Origin of the sequence: Puniceibacterium sediminis (assembly GCF_900188035.1) — a bacterium.
GTDB lineage: Bacteria > Pseudomonadota > Alphaproteobacteria > Rhodobacterales > Rhodobacteraceae > Puniceibacterium > Puniceibacterium sediminis.
Genome location: NZ_FZNN01000012.1, coordinates 42420 through 58557, shown reverse-complemented (window position 1 = coordinate 58557; position 16138 = coordinate 42420). Strand labels below are relative to the sequence as shown.

General features: G+C 61.8%; 14 protein-coding genes. 9 read left to right on the top strand and 5 right to left on the bottom strand.

Annotated features, from left to right (window positions below; translation table 11 throughout):
- Genes CHB75_RS13460 through CHB75_RS13420 form a run of 9 tightly spaced genes read left to right on the top strand, consistent with a single transcriptional unit; the run spans position 1 to position 10196 of the window.
- Positions 1 to 1572: an acyl CoA:acetate/3-ketoacid CoA transferase gene (locus CHB75_RS13460; protein ID WP_089271317.1), complete on the top strand. Its 1572-nt coding sequence runs from the start codon at positions 1 to 3 to the stop codon at positions 1570 to 1572.
- Entirely contained in the window at positions 1569 to 2336 is a 768-nt protein-coding gene (locus CHB75_RS13455) for an enoyl-CoA hydratase/isomerase family protein (protein ID WP_089271315.1), read from the top strand. Before CHB75_RS13460 ends, CHB75_RS13455 begins: the two co-directional genes overlap by 4 nt.
- Before the next feature lie 3 nt (positions 2337 to 2339).
- Positions 2340 to 3854 (top strand): aldehyde dehydrogenase family protein, encoded by a 1515-nt coding sequence (locus CHB75_RS13450; protein ID WP_089271497.1) that lies wholly within the window; start codon positions 2340 to 2342, stop codon positions 3852 to 3854.
- Positions 3855 to 3859: 5 nt separating this feature from the next.
- Positions 3860 to 5353, top strand: coding sequence for a GMC oxidoreductase (locus tag CHB75_RS13445; RefSeq protein WP_089271313.1), 1494 nt, complete (start codon positions 3860 to 3862; stop codon positions 5351 to 5353).
- The gene (locus CHB75_RS13440; RefSeq protein WP_089271311.1) at positions 5350 to 6096 is read left to right on the top strand and encodes a 3-ketoacyl-ACP reductase; all 747 of its coding nucleotides are present in this window, start codon (positions 5350 to 5352) and stop codon (positions 6094 to 6096) included. Before CHB75_RS13445 ends, CHB75_RS13440 begins: the two co-directional genes overlap by 4 nt.
- Positions 6097 to 6101: 5 nt before the next feature.
- Positions 6102 to 7685 (top strand): GMC family oxidoreductase, encoded by a 1584-nt coding sequence (locus tag CHB75_RS13435; protein WP_089271309.1) that lies wholly within the window; start codon positions 6102 to 6104, stop codon positions 7683 to 7685.
- 3 nt (positions 7686 to 7688) lie between these two features.
- Positions 7689 to 8849 carry a dihydrodipicolinate synthase family protein gene (locus CHB75_RS13430; protein ID WP_089271308.1) on the top strand — a complete coding sequence of 387 codons (1161 nt, stop codon included), beginning with the start codon at positions 7689 to 7691 and terminating at the stop codon, positions 8847 to 8849.
- A gap of 1 nt (position 8850) precedes the next feature.
- Entirely contained in the window at positions 8851 to 9882 is a 1032-nt protein-coding gene (locus tag CHB75_RS13425) for a LacI family DNA-binding transcriptional regulator (RefSeq protein ID WP_089271306.1), read from the top strand.
- Positions 9879 to 10196, top strand: a complete 318-nt coding sequence (locus CHB75_RS13420) for a Dabb family protein (RefSeq protein ID WP_089271305.1) — start codon at positions 9879 to 9881, stop codon at positions 10194 to 10196. Before CHB75_RS13425 ends, CHB75_RS13420 begins: the two co-directional genes overlap by 4 nt.
- Positions 10197 to 10259: 63 nt before the next feature.
- On the opposite strand, the gene CHB75_RS13415 is transcribed toward CHB75_RS13420, so the two are convergent.
- From CHB75_RS13415 to CHB75_RS13395, 5 genes are all read right to left on the bottom strand, one after another.
- The gene (locus tag CHB75_RS13415) at positions 10260 to 11564 is read right to left on the bottom strand and encodes a 3'-5' exonuclease (protein WP_089271303.1); all 1305 of its coding nucleotides are present in this window, start codon (positions 11562 to 11564) and stop codon (positions 10260 to 10262) included.
- Between the two features lie 313 nt (positions 11565 to 11877).
- Positions 11878 to 12564: an adenylate kinase gene (locus CHB75_RS13410; RefSeq protein ID WP_089271302.1), complete on the bottom strand. Its 687-nt coding sequence runs from the start codon at positions 12562 to 12564 to the stop codon at positions 11878 to 11880.
- Positions 12565 to 12568: 4 nt separating this feature from the next.
- Positions 12569 to 14518: an acetate--CoA ligase gene (gene acs, locus CHB75_RS13405; RefSeq protein ID WP_089271300.1), complete on the bottom strand. Its 1950-nt coding sequence runs from the start codon at positions 14516 to 14518 to the stop codon at positions 12569 to 12571.
- 88 nt (positions 14519 to 14606) lie between these two features.
- Positions 14607 to 15362 carry an ABC transporter ATP-binding protein gene (locus CHB75_RS13400; protein WP_089271298.1) on the bottom strand — a complete coding sequence of 252 codons (756 nt, stop codon included), beginning with the start codon at positions 15360 to 15362 and terminating at the stop codon, positions 14607 to 14609.
- Positions 15363 to 15378: 16 nt separating this feature from the next.
- Positions 15379 to 16134, bottom strand: coding sequence for an ABC transporter ATP-binding protein (locus tag CHB75_RS13395; RefSeq protein WP_089271296.1), 756 nt, complete (start codon positions 16132 to 16134; stop codon positions 15379 to 15381).
- Between the last annotated feature and the right edge of the window lie 4 nt (positions 16135 to 16138).

Sequence of the window (16138 nt, the reverse complement as noted above, 5' to 3'; positions counted from 1 at the left end):
ATGTCGAAAATCGTCACCAGCGCCGAAGCTGCTGCGCGGATTGCCGATAATGCGGTCGTCTCGGTCTCCTCCTCCTCTGGCCTTGGCTGTCCCGATGCGGTGCTGAAAGCCATCGGGGAACGCTTCGATTCCGAAGGCCATCCGCGCAATCTGACCACGCTGCACCCCATCGCCGCGGGGGACATGTACGGTATCAAGGGCGTGGACCACATTGCAAAGGACGGGTTGCTGTCGACCATCATCGGGGGGTCTTACCCCTCGGGGCCGTCGTCGCTGCCCATGCCGGCGATCTGGCATATGGTCGTGGACAACCGTGTCGCTGCCTACAACGTGCCTTCGGGCATCCTGTTCGACATGCACCGCGATGTTGCTGCCCGCCGCCCCGGGGTTTTGACCAAGGTAGGGTTGGAGACTTTCGTCGATCCCGAATTGCAGGGCTGCGCGATGAACGACCGCGCGGCTGAAACACCCATCGTGCATCGCGTCGAATTCGGCGGCGACACCTGGCTACACTTTCCCAATATCGTTCCAGACGTCACGATCCTGCGCGCGACCACTGCTGATGAACATGGCAATCTGACCTACGAACACGAAGGCGCCTACCTTGGTGGGCTCGATCAGGCCATTGCCACGCGCAACCATCGCGGGTTGGTGATCGCTCAGGTGAAACGGGTCACGGCCAACGGATCCCTGCGCCCGCACGACGTGCATGTGCCGGGGCATCTGGTGGATCTGATCGTCGTCGATCCGGACCAGAAGCAGACAACCGAAACCCAATATGATCCGGCGATTTCGGGCGAGGTGATGCGGCCCTGGTCCTCCTTTGAACTTGCGGAACATGGCATTGAAAAGGTCATTGCGCGGCGTGCCGCGATGGAGCTGAAGCGTGGGCAGACGGCCAACCTCGGCTTTGGTATCTCGGCCATGGTGCCCCGTATTCTGCTTGAGGAGGGTGAGGTCGGCGCCGTTACCTGGGCCATCGAACAGGGTGCTGTCGGGGGGATGCCGCTGATGGGCTTTGCCTTTGGCTGCGCCTCCAACGCCGATGCCTTTGTACCGAGCCCCAACCAGTTCACCTACTTCCAGGGTGGTGGGTTCGACGTGTCGTTCCTGTCGTTCCTTGAGGTTGATGTTAAGGGCAATGTGAACGTCTCGAAACTGGGCAAGAAACCCTATCTGACAGCGGGTTGCGGTGGGTTCGTCGACATTACCGCCCACGCCCGCAAGATTGTCTTTTCCGGATATTTTGAGGCGGCTGCAGGTCTGGAGCTGACCGATACCGGCCTGCGCGTCGCCAAACCCGGCAAATTCACCAAGATGGTTTCCGAAGTCGAACATGTGACCTTTGCCGGCCAGCGCGCCCTGCGCACCGGGCAGGAAGTCGTCTATATCACCGAACGCTGCGTGATGCGGCTGACCGAAACGGGGCTTGAGGCCTATGAGATCATGCCCGGGATCGTTCCAGAGCGCGATATCGTTCAGGCGTCAGAAGGCCGCGTTCGCATTGCCGAGGGTGCTACCACGATGCCGCTCTCGTTGCTTGGCACCGGGCCGATGGGGCTGACCTTATGAGCCGTGTGAGCCTGACCATAGATGGCCCGATCGCGACGCTGCGGTTGGAAAACCCGGACAAGCTGAATGCTTTTACGCCCGAAATGCTGCGTGAATTGGATGCGCATTGTGCCGCACTGGAAATGGAACGGTCCATCCGCTGCGTGATCCTGACCGCCAGCCCGGCCAAGGCGTTCTGCGCGGGTGCCGATATAATCGCCTGGGGCGCGCTAAGCCCGTTTGATTTCGCCCGCCACTGGGTCCGTGACGGGCACAGAATATTCGACCGGCTCGCACGGCTGTCACATCCCACCATTGCCGCTATCGGTGCCCATGCTTTTGGTGGCGGCCTTGAACTCGCCACTGCCTGCGACATTCGCATCATGGCCCCACGCGCGACGCTGGCGCTGCCGGAAACGCAGGTCGGGATCGTTCCGGGCTGGTCGGGCACCCAGCGGCTGACCCGTCTGCTGCCCGAACCGGTGGTCAAGGAGATGGCCCTGTTCGGACGTCGGCTGAACGCCGAGCGCGCGCATGCCTTGGGATTCGTTGCCGAAGTCAGCGACGACCCCGAAGCTATGGCACGGGAGATCGCCGAAAAGCTGGGCAAGACCAGCCCGATGGCCACCGAAGTTGCCAAATACCAGATCCACGCGGCCGTGGGCGAAGATCGCAGCGCGATGATCGAAGCCCTTGGCGGTGCCATGATCGGCGCCAGCGCAGACAAGGCCGAAGGCGTCGATGCCTTTGCCAACAAACGTACTCCAGAATTTCCGGGACGCTGAATGATGAATGACCTGACCCTGATCGACTCCGCCTCTGTTGCCATGCCCGAACCCTTTGTTGGTCGGCACCTGATCGACGGCGCATGGACGGACTCTGCCGAGACGTTCCAACGCCACTCGCCCGCGCATGGCACCCTTGTCAGTACCTCTGCCAAGGGCGGCGTGACCGAGACCGAGGCCGCTATTGCAGCCGCGCGGCGCGCCTTTGACACATCGGGCTGGGCCGAAACATCCGGCAAGTATCGCGCAACGCTGCTGCTGAAGGTGGCCGACCTGATCGACGCGAGACGCGAAGAAATCGCGGTGATGGAGGTGCTGGAAAGCGGCAAGCCGATCAGCCAATCCCGGGCAGAGATCGAAGGCGCGGCAGACCTTTGGCGCTATGCCGCCTCGCTTGCGCGCACGATTCACGGGGACAGCCACAATTCGCTGGGGCCGGACATGCTTGGCGTGGTGCTGCGCGATCCCATTGGCGTGGTATCGATGATCACGCCCTGGAATTTCCCCTTCCTGATCGTCAGCCAGAAATTGCCCTTTGCGCTGGCGGCTGGCTGCACGGCGGTGGTGAAACCATCTGAAATGACCCCGTCCACCACCGTCATGCTGGGCGAGATGCTGATTGAGGCCGGTTTGCCCAAGGGCGTGGTCAATATCGTGCTGGGTTTTGGCGATCCGGTTGGCGCGCTTATGTCGGCCCACGACTCTGTCGACATGGTGTCTTTCACCGGCTCCACCGGGGTTGGCAAACGGATTGCGGCGGCGGCGTCGGGGACGCTGAAAAAGCTGTCCTTCGAACTTGGCGGCAAGAACCCTCAGGTGATCTTTCCCGATGCGGATCTTGATGCGGCGGCGGATGCGATCACTTTCGGGATCTACTTCAACGCGGGAGAATGCTGCAATTCCGGCAGCCGGATCATCGTGCACGAGGACGTCGCCGAGGCGCTGACGAACAAGATCGTCGCCCTGTCGCGCAAGGTCCCGTTTGGCGATCCGCTGCATCCCGACACTCAGGTTGGCGCCATCATCTCGCCCGAGCATCAGGCCAAGATCGCGGGATATGTGCGCGATGCACAATCCGGCGGCGCGAAGGTCGCGCTGGGTGGACAGGCTCTGACTCTCGACGGGTTGCCGGGGCAGTTCTACGGGCCGACCGTGGTGACCGGGGTGACGCCGGATATGCCTATCGCGCGGGACGAAGTCTTTGGCCCGGTACTGGCCGTGCTGACCTTCCGCGACTTTGACGAGGCGATCCAGCTTGCAAATGGTGCCACTTACGGTCTGTCCGCAGGGGTCTGGAGCACCAATATGCACACCTGCCTGCAATTCGCCCGCAAGGTGCAGGCGGGCACGGTCTGGACCAACACCTGGATGGACGGTTTCCCGGAAATGCCGTTTGGCGGCGTAAAACAAAGCGGGCAGGGGCGCGAACTGGGTCGCTATGGCCTTGAGGAGTTTACCGAACTGAAGACTCTGACCATGCGGGTCACCCCGGGCCGCGACAACTGGGTCAAGGGCTGACAGCCATGCCGCAGCCAGAGATCATCGTGATCGGATCGGGCATGGGCGGGGCGACGATCGCCGCCGCCCTTGCACCGACGGGCCGACAGATCCTGATCCTTGAACGGGGCGAACACCTGCGTGACAGCCCCGAGGCGCGTGATGCGACCGCAATCTTTGCGCGCGGGCATTTCCGCCCCAAGGAAAGCTGGCTGGACGGGCAGGGCCGCGCATTCAACCCCGGCAACTTTTACTTTGTCGGCGGCAATACCAAGATGTACGGTGCCGTGCTTTTCCGCTTCCGCGAGGCGGACTTTTCGCTGAATTCGCATATGGGCGGGACCAGCGCTGGCTGGCCGGTGTCCTATGACGACTTCGCCCCCTATTACGACCGGGCCGAAGCCTTGTATCAGGTTCGCGGGGCACTGGGGGCAGATCCAAGTGAGCCACCCCATGCGGGGGACTATCCGCATCCCCCCGTCCCGGACGAACCTGTGATTGCCGACCTGGCGCAGCGGTTGCGGGCCTCTGGTCTGCATCCGTCCCCGCTGCCGCTGGGAGTTGATCTGGACCGCTGGCTGGCTGGTGGAAAAACGCCCTGGGACGGGCATCCCGACACCTGCGGCGGCAAGATGGATGCCGAAAGCTGTGGCCTGGCCGAGGCGTTGAAGTACCCCAATGTCACGCTCCAGACCGGCACGCATGTGGACCGTCTGCTGGCGGACGAAAACGGCCGGATCACCGGGCTGGAAGTGACGCGCGATGGCCTGGGCGAGACGCTGAGCGCGCCTGTGGTGGTGCTGGCGGCGGGGGCGGTGAATACGGCGGCGCTGTTGCTGCGGTCCGCGGATGCGCGCCATCCGGCAGGGCTGGCCAACAGCTCGGATCAGGTGGGGCGGAATTTCATGAACCACAACGCCTCTGCGATGCTGGCGCTGCATCCGCTGCGCCGCAATCCATCCGTTTATCAGAAGACACTGACGGTCAACGACTTTTACCTGGACGGGGGCCCGTATGGCGAACCGCTGGGAAATGTGCAGTTGCTGGGCAAGATTTCGGCCCCGATCCTGTCATCGCAATCGGGGATACCTCTGCGAATCGCAAAATGGATCACCGACCGGAGCATTGATCTCTACCTCATGTCCGAAGACCTGCCCGATGTCGACAGCCGCGTGACCGTCAAGGATGGTCAGATCAGGCTCGACTGGCGGCGGTCAAATTGGGAGGCACATCTGGCGTTGGTCGCAAAGATGAAACAGGTGATGCGCCGCGCCGGGTTCCCGGTTGTGCTGTCCAAGGCGTTCGACCGCCGCACGCCGTCGCATCAATGCGGCACGGCGCGGATGGGCTGGGATTCGACGCGATCGGTCACAGATATCTGGGGCCGCACGCATGACCACGAGAACCTGTTTATCGCGGATGCCAGCGTGCTGCCGACGTCGGGGGCCGTGAACCCGTCGCTGACGGTGGCCGCCCACGCTCTGCGCTGCGCCGATGCGATTTCGGAGGGATGGACATGACGCCCCATGCGCTGATCACCGGCGGACAGCAGGGCATTGGCCTTGGGATTGCTTCGGTTCTGGCGGATGCCGGGTGGCAGGTGACGCTGGCGGCCGAGGCCGCACCCGAGTCCGGGGCTGTGGTTGACGCATTGGCACAGCTGGGGCCAAACGCCCGCTACATCCGCCACGATCTGTCCGATCTTAACGGGATCGGCGCGCTTCTGGATCAGGCCGGGCCGATCACCACCTATGTTTCGAACGCGGGCGTCCCGGCGCGGGTGCGCGGTGACATGCTCGACCTCTTGCCCGAGAACTATGATTTCACCATGGATATCAACCTGCGCGGTGCTTTCTTCCTCGCTCAGGCGGTGGCCAGAAACCTGCTGGTGCAGCCCGTCGATCCCTACAGGTCCATGCTCTTCGTGACCTCGGCCAGCGCCGAAATGGTCTCGGTCGAGCGCGCAGAATACTGCCTGTCCAAGGCGGGGGCTGCGATGATGGCCAAGCTCTTTGCTGTGCGGCTTGCGCAGGCGGGGATCGGGGTTTTTGAACTGCGTCCCGGCATCATCGCATCCCCCATGACCGCCGGGGTACAGGACAGCTATACCCCCCGGATCGAAGCCGGTCTTGTCCCCGCACGCCGCTGGGGCATGCCCGGCGACATCGGCCAGGCCGTTCTGCCGCTGGCGCGCGGAGACATGCAATTCGCCACCGGAGCGGTCATTCCGCTGGACGGTGGCCTCTCTATCCCAAGGCTTTGAGGCACATGGCACAGACATACGATTTCATCATCATCGGCGGCGGTTCGGCTGGCTGCGTACTTGCCGCGCGACTGTCCGAAACCAAGGCCAGCGTGCTGCTGCTGGAAGCAGGCGGTCGCGACTGGCACCCGTTTTACAAGATGCCCGCCGGTTTCGCCAAGATGACCAAGGGTATCGGAAGCTGGGGCTGGTTCACCACGCCGCAGGAACATCTGGGCGGACGCAGGCTGCGGTATACTCAGGCAAAGGTGATTGGCGGCGGATCGTCGGTCAATGCGCAGATCTACACGCGTGGTGCTGCGCAGGACTATGACGAATGGCGGCAATTGGGCTGTATCGGCTGGTCCTATGAAAGCGTGTTGCCCTATTTCCGCAAGGCCGAAGACAACGACACCTACAACGACCGCTACCACGGCAAGGGCGGCCCGCTGGGGGTATCGCAACCCTCCGCCCCGCTGCCGATCTGTGATGCCTATTTCGACGCAGCCGCACAGATGGGAATCCCACGCAACATGGATATGGCCGGGGAGCGTCAGGACGGGGTGGGATATTACCAGCTGACCCAGCGCAATGTGCGCCGCTCCTCGACCTCGGTCGCCTATCTGGACCCGGTGCGCCATCGCAAGAACCTGACCGTGCGGACGGGTACACAGGTACGCCGGATCATGGTCGAACAGGGCCGCGCCACAGGGGTCGAGCTTGCCGGTGGTGAAAAAATCCATGCCGGAACAGAGGTTCTGCTTTCCTCGGGCGCGATTGGCTCTCCTCGAATGCTGCAACTGTCGGGCATCGGGCCTGCGGATCATCTGACCGAAGTTGGCGTGCCCGTGGTGTTCGATCAGCCCGAAGTGGGATCGAACCTTCAGGATCACCTTGACCTCTTCACGATCTGCGAATGTCGCGGCGATTTTACCTATGACAAATATGCCAAACCGCTCTGGTCTGTCGTTGCGGGGCTTCAGTACCTGATCAACCATTCCGGCCCCGTCGCCTCGTCCCTGTTTGAAACCGGCGGCTTCTGGTATGCTGACAAAGACGCGCGATCGCCCGATATCCAGTTCCACCTTGGGCTTGGATCGGGGATTGAGGCCGGTGTGGATCACATGCCCCACGGCGGGGTGACGCTGAATTCGGCTTATCTGCGGCCCCGATCCCGGGGCACTGTGCGGCTCGCGTCGGATGATGCCAGCGCCGCGCCGCTGATTGATCCGAACTACTGGGCTGATCCCTATGACAAGGAAATGTCGATCAGGGGTCTGCGCATGGTCCGCGAGATCATGTCACAGGCGGCACTGAAACCCTATGTGCTGGCCGAACGTCTGCCGGGGCCGGACCTGACGACGGACGACGATCTGGCGGCGTATGCCGCGGCCCATGCCAAGACCGATCACCACCCGGCGGGCACCTGCCGGATGGGTGTTGACCCGGACGCTGTGGTCGACCCACGGTTGCGCTTTAACGGGATAGCAGGGCTCAGGGTGGTAGATGCAAGCATCATGCCCCGTCTCGTTTCAGCCAATACCAATGCAACTGCCATCATGATTGCGGAGAAAGCCGCCGACATGATCCGCGAAGACACGGGAATCTGATTCATGCGCCTGCCGAACCTCGACGGAACCCTGTCGGACTATACCCAGTCCGGAACGCCGCTTATCCCGCGTGCGCCGCATGTGCCGCTGACCCGCACGGCCTTTGCCGCCGCGCATGTCATTTCGGACCCACTGCGCGAACGCGATCCATGGGGTGGCCGACCGGCGGTGGACTGGGACGCGACCCTCGCATTTAGGCACACGCTCTGGGATCAGGGCTTTGGACTGGCCGAGGCGATGGATACGGCGCAGCGCGGCATGGGCGTAGACTGGCTGACTGCGAAGGAGCTGATCGAACGAACCATGAAAGAGGCGCAGGCCCATCCGCTGAAACCGCGCGTCGCCTGTGGCGCGGGCACGGACCATGTGGCGCTGGCGGAACTTTCCAGCCTGGATACGATCCGCGCGGCCTATGAAACCCAGATGGCCACGATCGAGGCGGCAGGCGGCCAGATTATCCTGATGGCCACCCGCGCCTTGCCCGCGATCAAGGCGGGTGCGGTCGACTACATCGCTCTTTACGGTCAGCTTCTGGAACAGGCGCGGGAACCGGTGGTGCTTCACTGGCTAGGCGACATGTTCGACGCAGCCCTTGCCGGTTACTGGGGCAGCACCGACGTGGCCACGGCGACGGAAACGGTGCTGACTCTTATCAATTCACATGCCGACAAGATTGACGGGATCAAGATTTCCCTGCTGGATCAGGCGCATGAAGAGGCCTTTCGCAAGCGGCTGCCCAGTGGCGTGCGTCTCTACACCGGTGACGATTTCAACTATGCCGCCCTGATTGAAGGCGACTGCACCCATTATTCCCACGCGCTTCTTGGCATCTTCGCCGCCATCGCTCCGGCGGCCTCGCGCGCGCTCGAAGCCTTGGCGATGAACGATCTGGAACGGTATCACGCGCTGCTGGCCCCCACCGTGCCGCTTAGTAGGGAAATCTTTCGCGCGCCGACGCAGTTTTACAAGGCCGGGATCGCCTTTCTGTCCTGGCTGAACGGCACGCAGAAGCATTTCATCATGCCCGCGGGCTTTCAATCCAGCCGTGCGATTACACACTACGCAGAAATCTTCCGTCTGGCAGACCGTGCAGGCTTGCTTGCCCGTCCGGACCTTGCGAAAATCAGGATGACTACCCTTTTGACCCTACACGGGATTGAGTAAGATGAACACACGCCGACCAACTATCCTAGATGTGGCCCGCGCGGCCGGTGTGTCGAAATCCACCGTCTCGCTGGTCGTGCGCGGCAGCCCTACGGTCAAGGAAGACACAGCTAAGCAGGTCCGCGAGGCGATGGCCGCGACCGGCTATGTCTACAATCGCGCTGCCGCCAACCTGCGCAAATCGTCCGTCGGTCTGATCGGCCTCGTGATCAACGACCTGCGCAACCCGTTCTTTACCGAATTTGCCACATCCGTGCAGATGGCCCTGTCCGCGCAGGGCTACGCCACTGTCATTTCGAACTCGGATGAGGACGGCGCGCTTCAGGCGCAGATGGTCAGCTCGATGATCGAACACGGTGTTTCGGCCTTTATCATCTCACCCGCCTACGGGCAGGAGGCGGAGACCTTTGATCAGATCGCACGGGCGGGCATCCCCTGCCTGCAGGTCCTCCGTCAGGTCGATCCGCGCGGCGATCTGTTTCCCTTCGCGACCTTCGACTTTGCCCGTGGTGGGCTGCTCGCCACCCAGCACCTGATCGAACAGGGCGCCCGCAACATCGCCTTTGTCGGCGGTTTGGAGGACAGGGCGGTCACGACCGAACGGATGTCAGGATATCTTGAAGCACTGATTGGCACAGGGGTACAGCCAACTTCGTTTCATGGCCGCGCCACACGGGCGTTTGGTGCAGAGATCGCCGAGAAGATCAGCCGCGAAACGCCTGAAATCGACGCCGCCGTCTGCTTCAACGATCAGGTCGCCTTGGGTCTTCTTTCCGGGTTCGCACGGCTGGGCCGCCGAGTGGGTGAGGATTTCCGGATCGTCGGCTTTGATGACATTGAAGAATGCAATCAGGTCTGGCCACGCCTCAGTTCGGTCGACTGCGATATCGCGCAATTCGGTCGGGATGCTGCAGCAGCGCTGCTTGACTGGGTCGAAACCGGGCAGCGCCCGCCCGCCTTGCGCCGCGCACCGGTGTCCCTTGCGGCGCGTGAAACGAGCCTTGGCATAGACCCTGAAGGTACCTCGAGTTGATCCGTCACATTGTGCTGCTGAACCTACCCCCGAGGCACGACAAGGCCATCCTGCTTGAGGCGCTTGAGCTTCTTGACGGATTGCAGGGGAAGGTACTGGGACTTCTGGCCTTCGACCATGGACCGAATGCGGATTACGAGGGCAAGACGCCGGATTATCCCTACGGTTTTGTGGTGACCTTCACCGACCGCACGGCGCATCTGGCCTATGAGGCGCATCCCGATCACATACGCGCCGGCGGGATGCTGGTGTCGATCTGTGCCGGGGGATACGATGGGATCCTTGTCGCCGATCTCGTGATAAAAGCAGCCTAGATACCGATCACGACCCGGTATTCGGGCCTTTTTTATCTTCACCGGGGCTACTGCCTCGGCGGATCAATGCAATTTTTCCAGACTGTCCGCGTGTTGGTCCAACGCATCCATCAGTTCGCGAAGGCTGTCCAACTCGCGCGCTGCAAGCATCGGCATAAGGCGCTGCAACACTTCTGCAGCCAAAATCGCCTGGGCCAGACCGCCACGCGACAATGCGTGGGACGGGCCGACACCCGTCCGACTGGCCAGGCTCCTCAGGCTGTGATCCGCGCCATCTCCGAACAGCAGCGCCGATAGCAGCACCAGATCGATCTGTGGATGGTCCCAGGTCACACCCGCATGGTGCCGCAGAAAGGCCATGCGCAGTGGGGCGTTGTGGGCCACGATCACCGCATCATGGGCAAATTTGTGCAATTCCGCGCTGGCTTCAAGGATGCCCATCCGCCCATCCTCAGATGTTTCGCCCGCGTTTTTAGATGCTGGGTCGATCCGCAGTTCCAAAGTTTCCCGCCGCAGGATGCGCGAGCCGACCATTCGGACGGCGCCGATCTTCACGATATTGTCGCGGTGCGGCAGAAGGCCGGTCGTTTCTGTCGAAAGGACCAAATATGTCAGCGCGTTCAGGGACATAGAGTCGATGTCCTGCCCGTTTCGCGGAGCCATCAGCGCAAAGTCATAGACAAGAGGGCCGGGCAAGGTAGCCCCCCCGGAGGCTTCTGTTTCCTGAAAAATGACCAGCGCATTGCCATTGTCGAGAGGACGCAGGCGTACGCTGAGGCTGTCAGGAGAATGGATGGCACTCGCTGTGAAGCGCACCTCTAGCCCGGTGCGCTGCATCTTGGATCGCGCAGCCGACAGGCCGGTGGCCTCTAAATAGTCACCGAGCGGGGCGTTCAGACGTGGCACACCCAGTCGGGCGAGAAGATCTGCTGCCTGACTGTCATAAAGCACGATCTGATCCGCAGTGTTGATCACAAGTATCGCGCCGGGAATTTCGCTGATCAGCCTGATCAGTTGGGCCTTGTCCGATTCCAGGAGGGCCATGGCACGGGCCATGCGGCGCGCGTCCTGCAGGGCGATGTCTTCTTGGCTGAGTGTGGGGCGGACATCCGTCGTGACCGGTGCAAAGGCCCGCCGTTCCAACGGCTTTGCAATCCGCTCATCAAAATAGAGCCAGGCCGCGACGCAAAGCACAAGGATCAGCCCGGTCCCGGCAACCCCCACCAAGGCGAATCCGGCCTCGGATCCGATGTCCAGGGTTCGTCTGCTGCCAATCCACAGCGCGGCCTGCAACCCACCCACCAGCGTAAGGGCAAGAACTGCAAACACTCGGAAAACCCGGAAACGGAAGCCATTGCGCTCGATCATAACTCGGATTTCCTCATGCCTGTCAGGTGCGCAAGCACGTCAATTCCCTCTCATTCGGATACCTTGCCCTTCAACAGGCGATACTCATTGTTTCAAATCTGCGCATTTTGCGGCTCGGCGTCCATGCCTGATGCACCGCGAGGGTTCAAGCTCATGCAGTAATTACTGCGTTGTCCCTGATCTGCATCGTTTTTTGGGCGCTCCGGCCATCTTGCGCAAGGCGCACGGAACGCTCAATTTCAAAAATGGCAGCGAAACGCTCCGAAGAAATTTCGGTGCGCTTGCCGACATTTGGCCCGCTACGGGGCTTTTGTTACGCTCGGGTCGAGGTCACAATCGCATGAAGCCGGGCCGCGACATCGTCGATCCCGTCCATGGCAGGAATGCAGTGCAATGCGCCTCTGGCACGGTAATAACGTGCCAGTGGGGCGGTCTGCTCGTGATAGGCCTGCAGTCGGCTGCCCACGGTTTCGGCATTGTCATCGGCACGGCGCGTCATGTCGGTGCCGCCGCAGGCATCGCAGACGCCTGGCTTTTGCGGGATTTTGAATTGGTCATGATACCCTTCGCCACATTCCGCGCAGGTGTATCTGCCAGAGATACGTGTGACCATTTCCGCGTCGTCGACCTCAAGGCTGATGGCCGCGTCGATCTTCTGCTCACGTTCGGCCAACAGAAGATCCAGCGCCTCGGCCTGAGGTGTGTTTCGAGGAAAGCCGTCGAGAATAACGCCCTGTAAGGTGTCCGGCGCATCAAGCCGGTCGCGCAGGATCGCAATGACGATGTCATCACTCACCAGCCCGCCCGCGTCCATGACGGCCTTCGCCTGTCTGCCAGCCTCGGTGCCTGCCTTGACGGCGGCGCGCAGTAGGTCGCCGGTCGACAGCTGGACCATGCCGAATTTTTCTTCCAGCATACGGGCTTGCGTGCCTTTGCCCGCCCCGGGCGGCCCAAGCAGAATCAGAACCGGGGCACCCACGGGCGTCACTGTACCATCCAACGCCTCACCTCCGGTTCATTCTGTTGTCGATGAGATTCTCGACGACGTCCGGGTCGGCGAGTGTTGAGATGTCGCCCAAGGCGCCGTAGTCGTTTTCTGCGATCTTGCGCAGGATGCGGCGCATGATCTTGCCGGAGCGGGTCTTGGGCAGGCCGGGGGCCCACTGGATGAGGTCTGGTGAAGCGATGGGGCCGATTTCTTCGCGCACCCAGCCGCGCAGCGCCTTCTTCAGCTCGTCCGTCGGCTCGACCCCGTTCATCAGGGTGACATAGCAGTAGATGCCCTGGCCCTTGATTTCGTGCGGGTAGCCGACCACAGCGGCTTCTGCGACGCATTCGTGTGCGACCAGCGCCGATTCGACCTCGGCCGTGCCCATGCGGTGGCCCGAAACGTTGATCACGTCATCGACACGCCCGGTGATCCAGTAATCGCCATCGGCATCCCGCCGACAGCCGTCACCCGAGAAATAGTAGCCCTTGTAGTCCGAGAAATAGGTCTTCTCGAACCGGTCGTGATCGCCCCAGACGCTGCGCATCTGCCCCGGCCAGCTGTCCTTGATGGCAAGCACGCCCTCGGTCGGGGATTCATGGATTTCCGCGCCGGTCGTCGGTTCCAGCACCACGGGCATCACGCCAAAGAACGGCTTCATCGCGGCGCCCGGTTTGGTCGCATGGGCACCGGGCAGGGGGGTCAGCAGGTGGCCGCCGGTTTCCGTCTGCCACCAGGTGTCGACGATCGGACAGCGCCCGCCGCCCACCACGTCATTGTACCAGTTCCATGCCTCGGGGTTGATCGGTTCGCCCACCGTCCCCAGCAGCCGCAGCGAGGACAGATCGCATTTTTCGACGAATTCCTTGCCCTGACCCATCAGGGCGCGAATCGCCGTGGGGGCGGTGTAGAACTGCGTCACTTTATGCTTTTCGCAGACCTGCCAGAACCGGCTGGCGTCGGGATAGGTCGGCACACCTTCGAACATCACGGTTGTCGCGCCATTCGCCAAAGGCCCGTAAACAATATAAGAATGCCCGGTGACCCAGCCCACATCAGCCGAACACCAGAAGACGTCGCCGTCGTGGTAATCAAAAGTGATCTGATGCGTCATGGCGGCGTAAACCAGATATCCGCCACTGGTGTGTACAACGCCTTTCGGCTGCCCGGTAGAGCCAGAGGTGTAGAGAATGAACAGCGGATCCTCGGCGTTCATTTCCGCCGGTTCGCAGGTCGTCGCCGCGCCCTGTGCCAGCGCGGTATAGTCGAAATCGCGCCCCTCGGTCCAGGTGGTCTGGCCGCCGGTACGCTTGATCACCAGACATTTGACGGTGTCCTTGGTGTGCAGCAGCGCCTTGTCGGCATTGGTCTTGAGCGGCGTCTTTTTGCCGCCGCGCGGGGCCTCGTCCGCGGTGATCAGCACCTTTGCGTCACAGCCGTTGATGCGCGCCGCCAGGGCGTCGGGGCTGAACCCGGCAAAGACGATGGAGTGGATCGCGCCGATGCGCGCACAAGCGAGCATGGCATAGGCCGCCTCGGGGATCATCGGCAGATACAGGATGACGCGGTCGCCACGTTTGACACCCAGATCCCGCAGCACGTTCGCCATGCGGCAGGTGTTGTCGTGCAGTTGCTGATAGGTGATGTGCTGAGCGGTTTCTTTGGGGTCGTCGGGTTCCCAGATGATCGCGGTCTGGCTTGCGCGGTCCGCCAGATGGCGGTCGATGCAGTTGGCCGCGACATTCAGCGTGCCGTCGGCGAACCAGTTGATCTTGACCTTGCCGAGTGTGAAATCGGTGTCCTTGACCTGCGTATAGGCCTTGATCCAGTCAAGCCGCTTGCCCTCTTCGCCCCAAAAGGCTTCGGGGTCGGCAACACTCGCCGCATACATCTTGTCATATTTCGCGGCATCGATATGCGCGGATTTTACCATCTCGGCGGCGGGGGGATAGGATTTATCTAGCATTTTAGGCTCCTCCAATTTGGGGGCAGGGAAAACGGCCCGGCCCCCGTTTGCAAGACTGCTTTGGTCGTACAGGGGGCCGGTTATCAGTTCAGATCGCGAGGTATTCCGCGCGAAGCTGTTCGTTTTCAAGTACTTCGGACGCGGTTCCGTCGAATACGATCGACCCGGTGTCCAGGATCACGGCCCGGTCAGCCAATTGCAGCGCCCGCACGGCGTTCTGTTCAACGATGATCGTGGTCATGCCCTGCTCCTTGACGATGCGCAGGGTCTTTTCGATCTCGTCCACGATAACCGGAGCAAGTCCTTCGTAGGGTTCGTCCAGCAGCAGCACCTTGATGTCCCGCGCGAGCGCCCGGGCGATGGCCAGCATCTGCTGTTCGCCGCCCGACAGGGTCACGCCTTCCTGTTTGCGCCGCTCGCCAAGGCGGGGAAATAGTTCGTAAAGACGTTCCAGCGACCAGCCAATGGGCGGGGCGATCTGGGCCAGCTGCAGGTTCTCTTCGACCGTGAGGCCGGGGATGATGCGGCGGTCTTCGGGGACAAGGCCAAGGCCCGCCATCGACGCCTGATAGGAACTCATCCTGTGCAGGGGCTGGTGATCGAGCCAGATTTCGCCCTTGTTCACCTGCGGATTGGCCAGACGCGCGATGGATCGCAGGGTCGTGGTCTTGCCGGCACCGTTGCGGCCAAGCAGAGCGAGGATCTCGCCTTCGTGCACGTTGAAGGACACACCCTGCACGATATAGCTTTCACCGTAGTAGGCGTGGATGTCCCAGACCGACAGGAATGCCGGGGCGGTTTCCGCATGGTTGGCGTGCTTTGAGAAGTCTGGTTTGACGTTCATCTGATTGCCCTCCTGTTCAGGCCGACTCGCCCAGATACGCTTCGCGTACCTTGGGGTGGCCCTTGATGTTTTCCGGCGTGTCCTCGACCAGGGGGGTGCCCTGCGCCAGAACGGTGATCCGGTCGGCAAGCGAAAACACCACATGCATGTCGTGTTCGATAATGCACATCGTGATGTTGCCGCGCGCCTTGATTTCCTTGAGCAGGTCGATGGTGTTGTTGGTATCGGCCCGCGCCATGCCGGCTGTGGGTTCGTCCAGTAGCAAAAGGCGCGGTTCCTGGACCAGACACATAGCCATTTCCAGGCGCCGCTTATCACCGCGCGACATGGATGCTGCATGCATGTTGCGCTTGTCCAGCATCTTGACCTCTTCGAGCATGGACTCGGCCTTTTCACGCAGCGCCTTTTCGTCGAGAACCGATTCGATGGCGTGCATCCGGAACGATCCGTCGCGCTTGGCAAGGCAGGGGATCATCATGTTTTCCATCACCGTCAGATCGCCAAAGATCTCAGGCGTCTGAAACACGCGGCTGATGCCCATCTGGTTGATTTCGAACGGTTTGCGCCCCAGCACGGACTGCCCTGCGAACATGACCGACCCGGTGTCGGGGATCAGCTTGCCCACAAGACAATTGAGCAGGGTGGATTTGCCCGCGCCGTTCGGGCCGATGATGGCGTGCACGGTGTTGTCCGCGACCGAGAGATTGACGTTGCCGAGGGCCTGGAGGCCGCCGAAGCGTTTGTTGACGTCTTTGACTTCGAGAATGCCCATGACG

Excerpts from the sequence above, each read along its gene's own strand:
- CHB75_RS13445 (WP_089271313.1), top strand. The coding sequence starts at position 3,860 with ATGCCGCAGCCAGAGATCATCGTGATCGGATCGGGCATGGGCGGGGCG.
- CHB75_RS13435 (WP_089271309.1), top strand. The coding sequence starts at position 6,102 with ATGGCACAGACATACGATTTCATCATCATCGGCGGCGGTTCGGCTGGC.
- CHB75_RS13400 (WP_089271298.1), bottom strand. The coding sequence starts at position 15,362 with ATGAACGTCAAACCAGACTTCTCAAAGCACGCCAACCATGCGGAAACC.
- CHB75_RS13415 (WP_089271303.1), bottom strand. The coding sequence starts at position 11,564 with ATGATCGAGCGCAATGGCTTCCGTTTCCGGGTTTTCCGAGTGTTTGCA.
- CHB75_RS13425 (WP_089271306.1), top strand. The coding sequence starts at position 8,851 with ATGAACACACGCCGACCAACTATCCTAGATGTGGCCCGCGCGGCCGGT.
- CHB75_RS13430 (WP_089271308.1), top strand. The coding sequence starts at position 7,689 with ATGCGCCTGCCGAACCTCGACGGAACCCTGTCGGACTATACCCAGTCC.
- CHB75_RS13440 (WP_089271311.1), top strand. The coding sequence starts at position 5,350 with ATGACGCCCCATGCGCTGATCACCGGCGGACAGCAGGGCATTGGCCTT.
- CHB75_RS13450 (WP_089271497.1), top strand. The coding sequence starts at position 2,340 with ATGAATGACCTGACCCTGATCGACTCCGCCTCTGTTGCCATGCCCGAA.
- CHB75_RS13455 (WP_089271315.1), top strand. The coding sequence starts at position 1,569 with ATGAGCCGTGTGAGCCTGACCATAGATGGCCCGATCGCGACGCTGCGG.
- CHB75_RS13395 (WP_089271296.1), bottom strand. The coding sequence starts at position 16,134 with ATGGGCATTCTCGAAGTCAAAGACGTCAACAAACGCTTCGGCGGCCTC.
- CHB75_RS13460 (WP_089271317.1), top strand. The coding sequence starts at position 1 with ATGTCGAAAATCGTCACCAGCGCCGAAGCTGCTGCGCGGATTGCCGAT.
- acs (WP_089271300.1), bottom strand. The coding sequence starts at position 14,518 with ATGCTAGATAAATCCTATCCCCCCGCCGCCGAGATGGTAAAATCCGCG.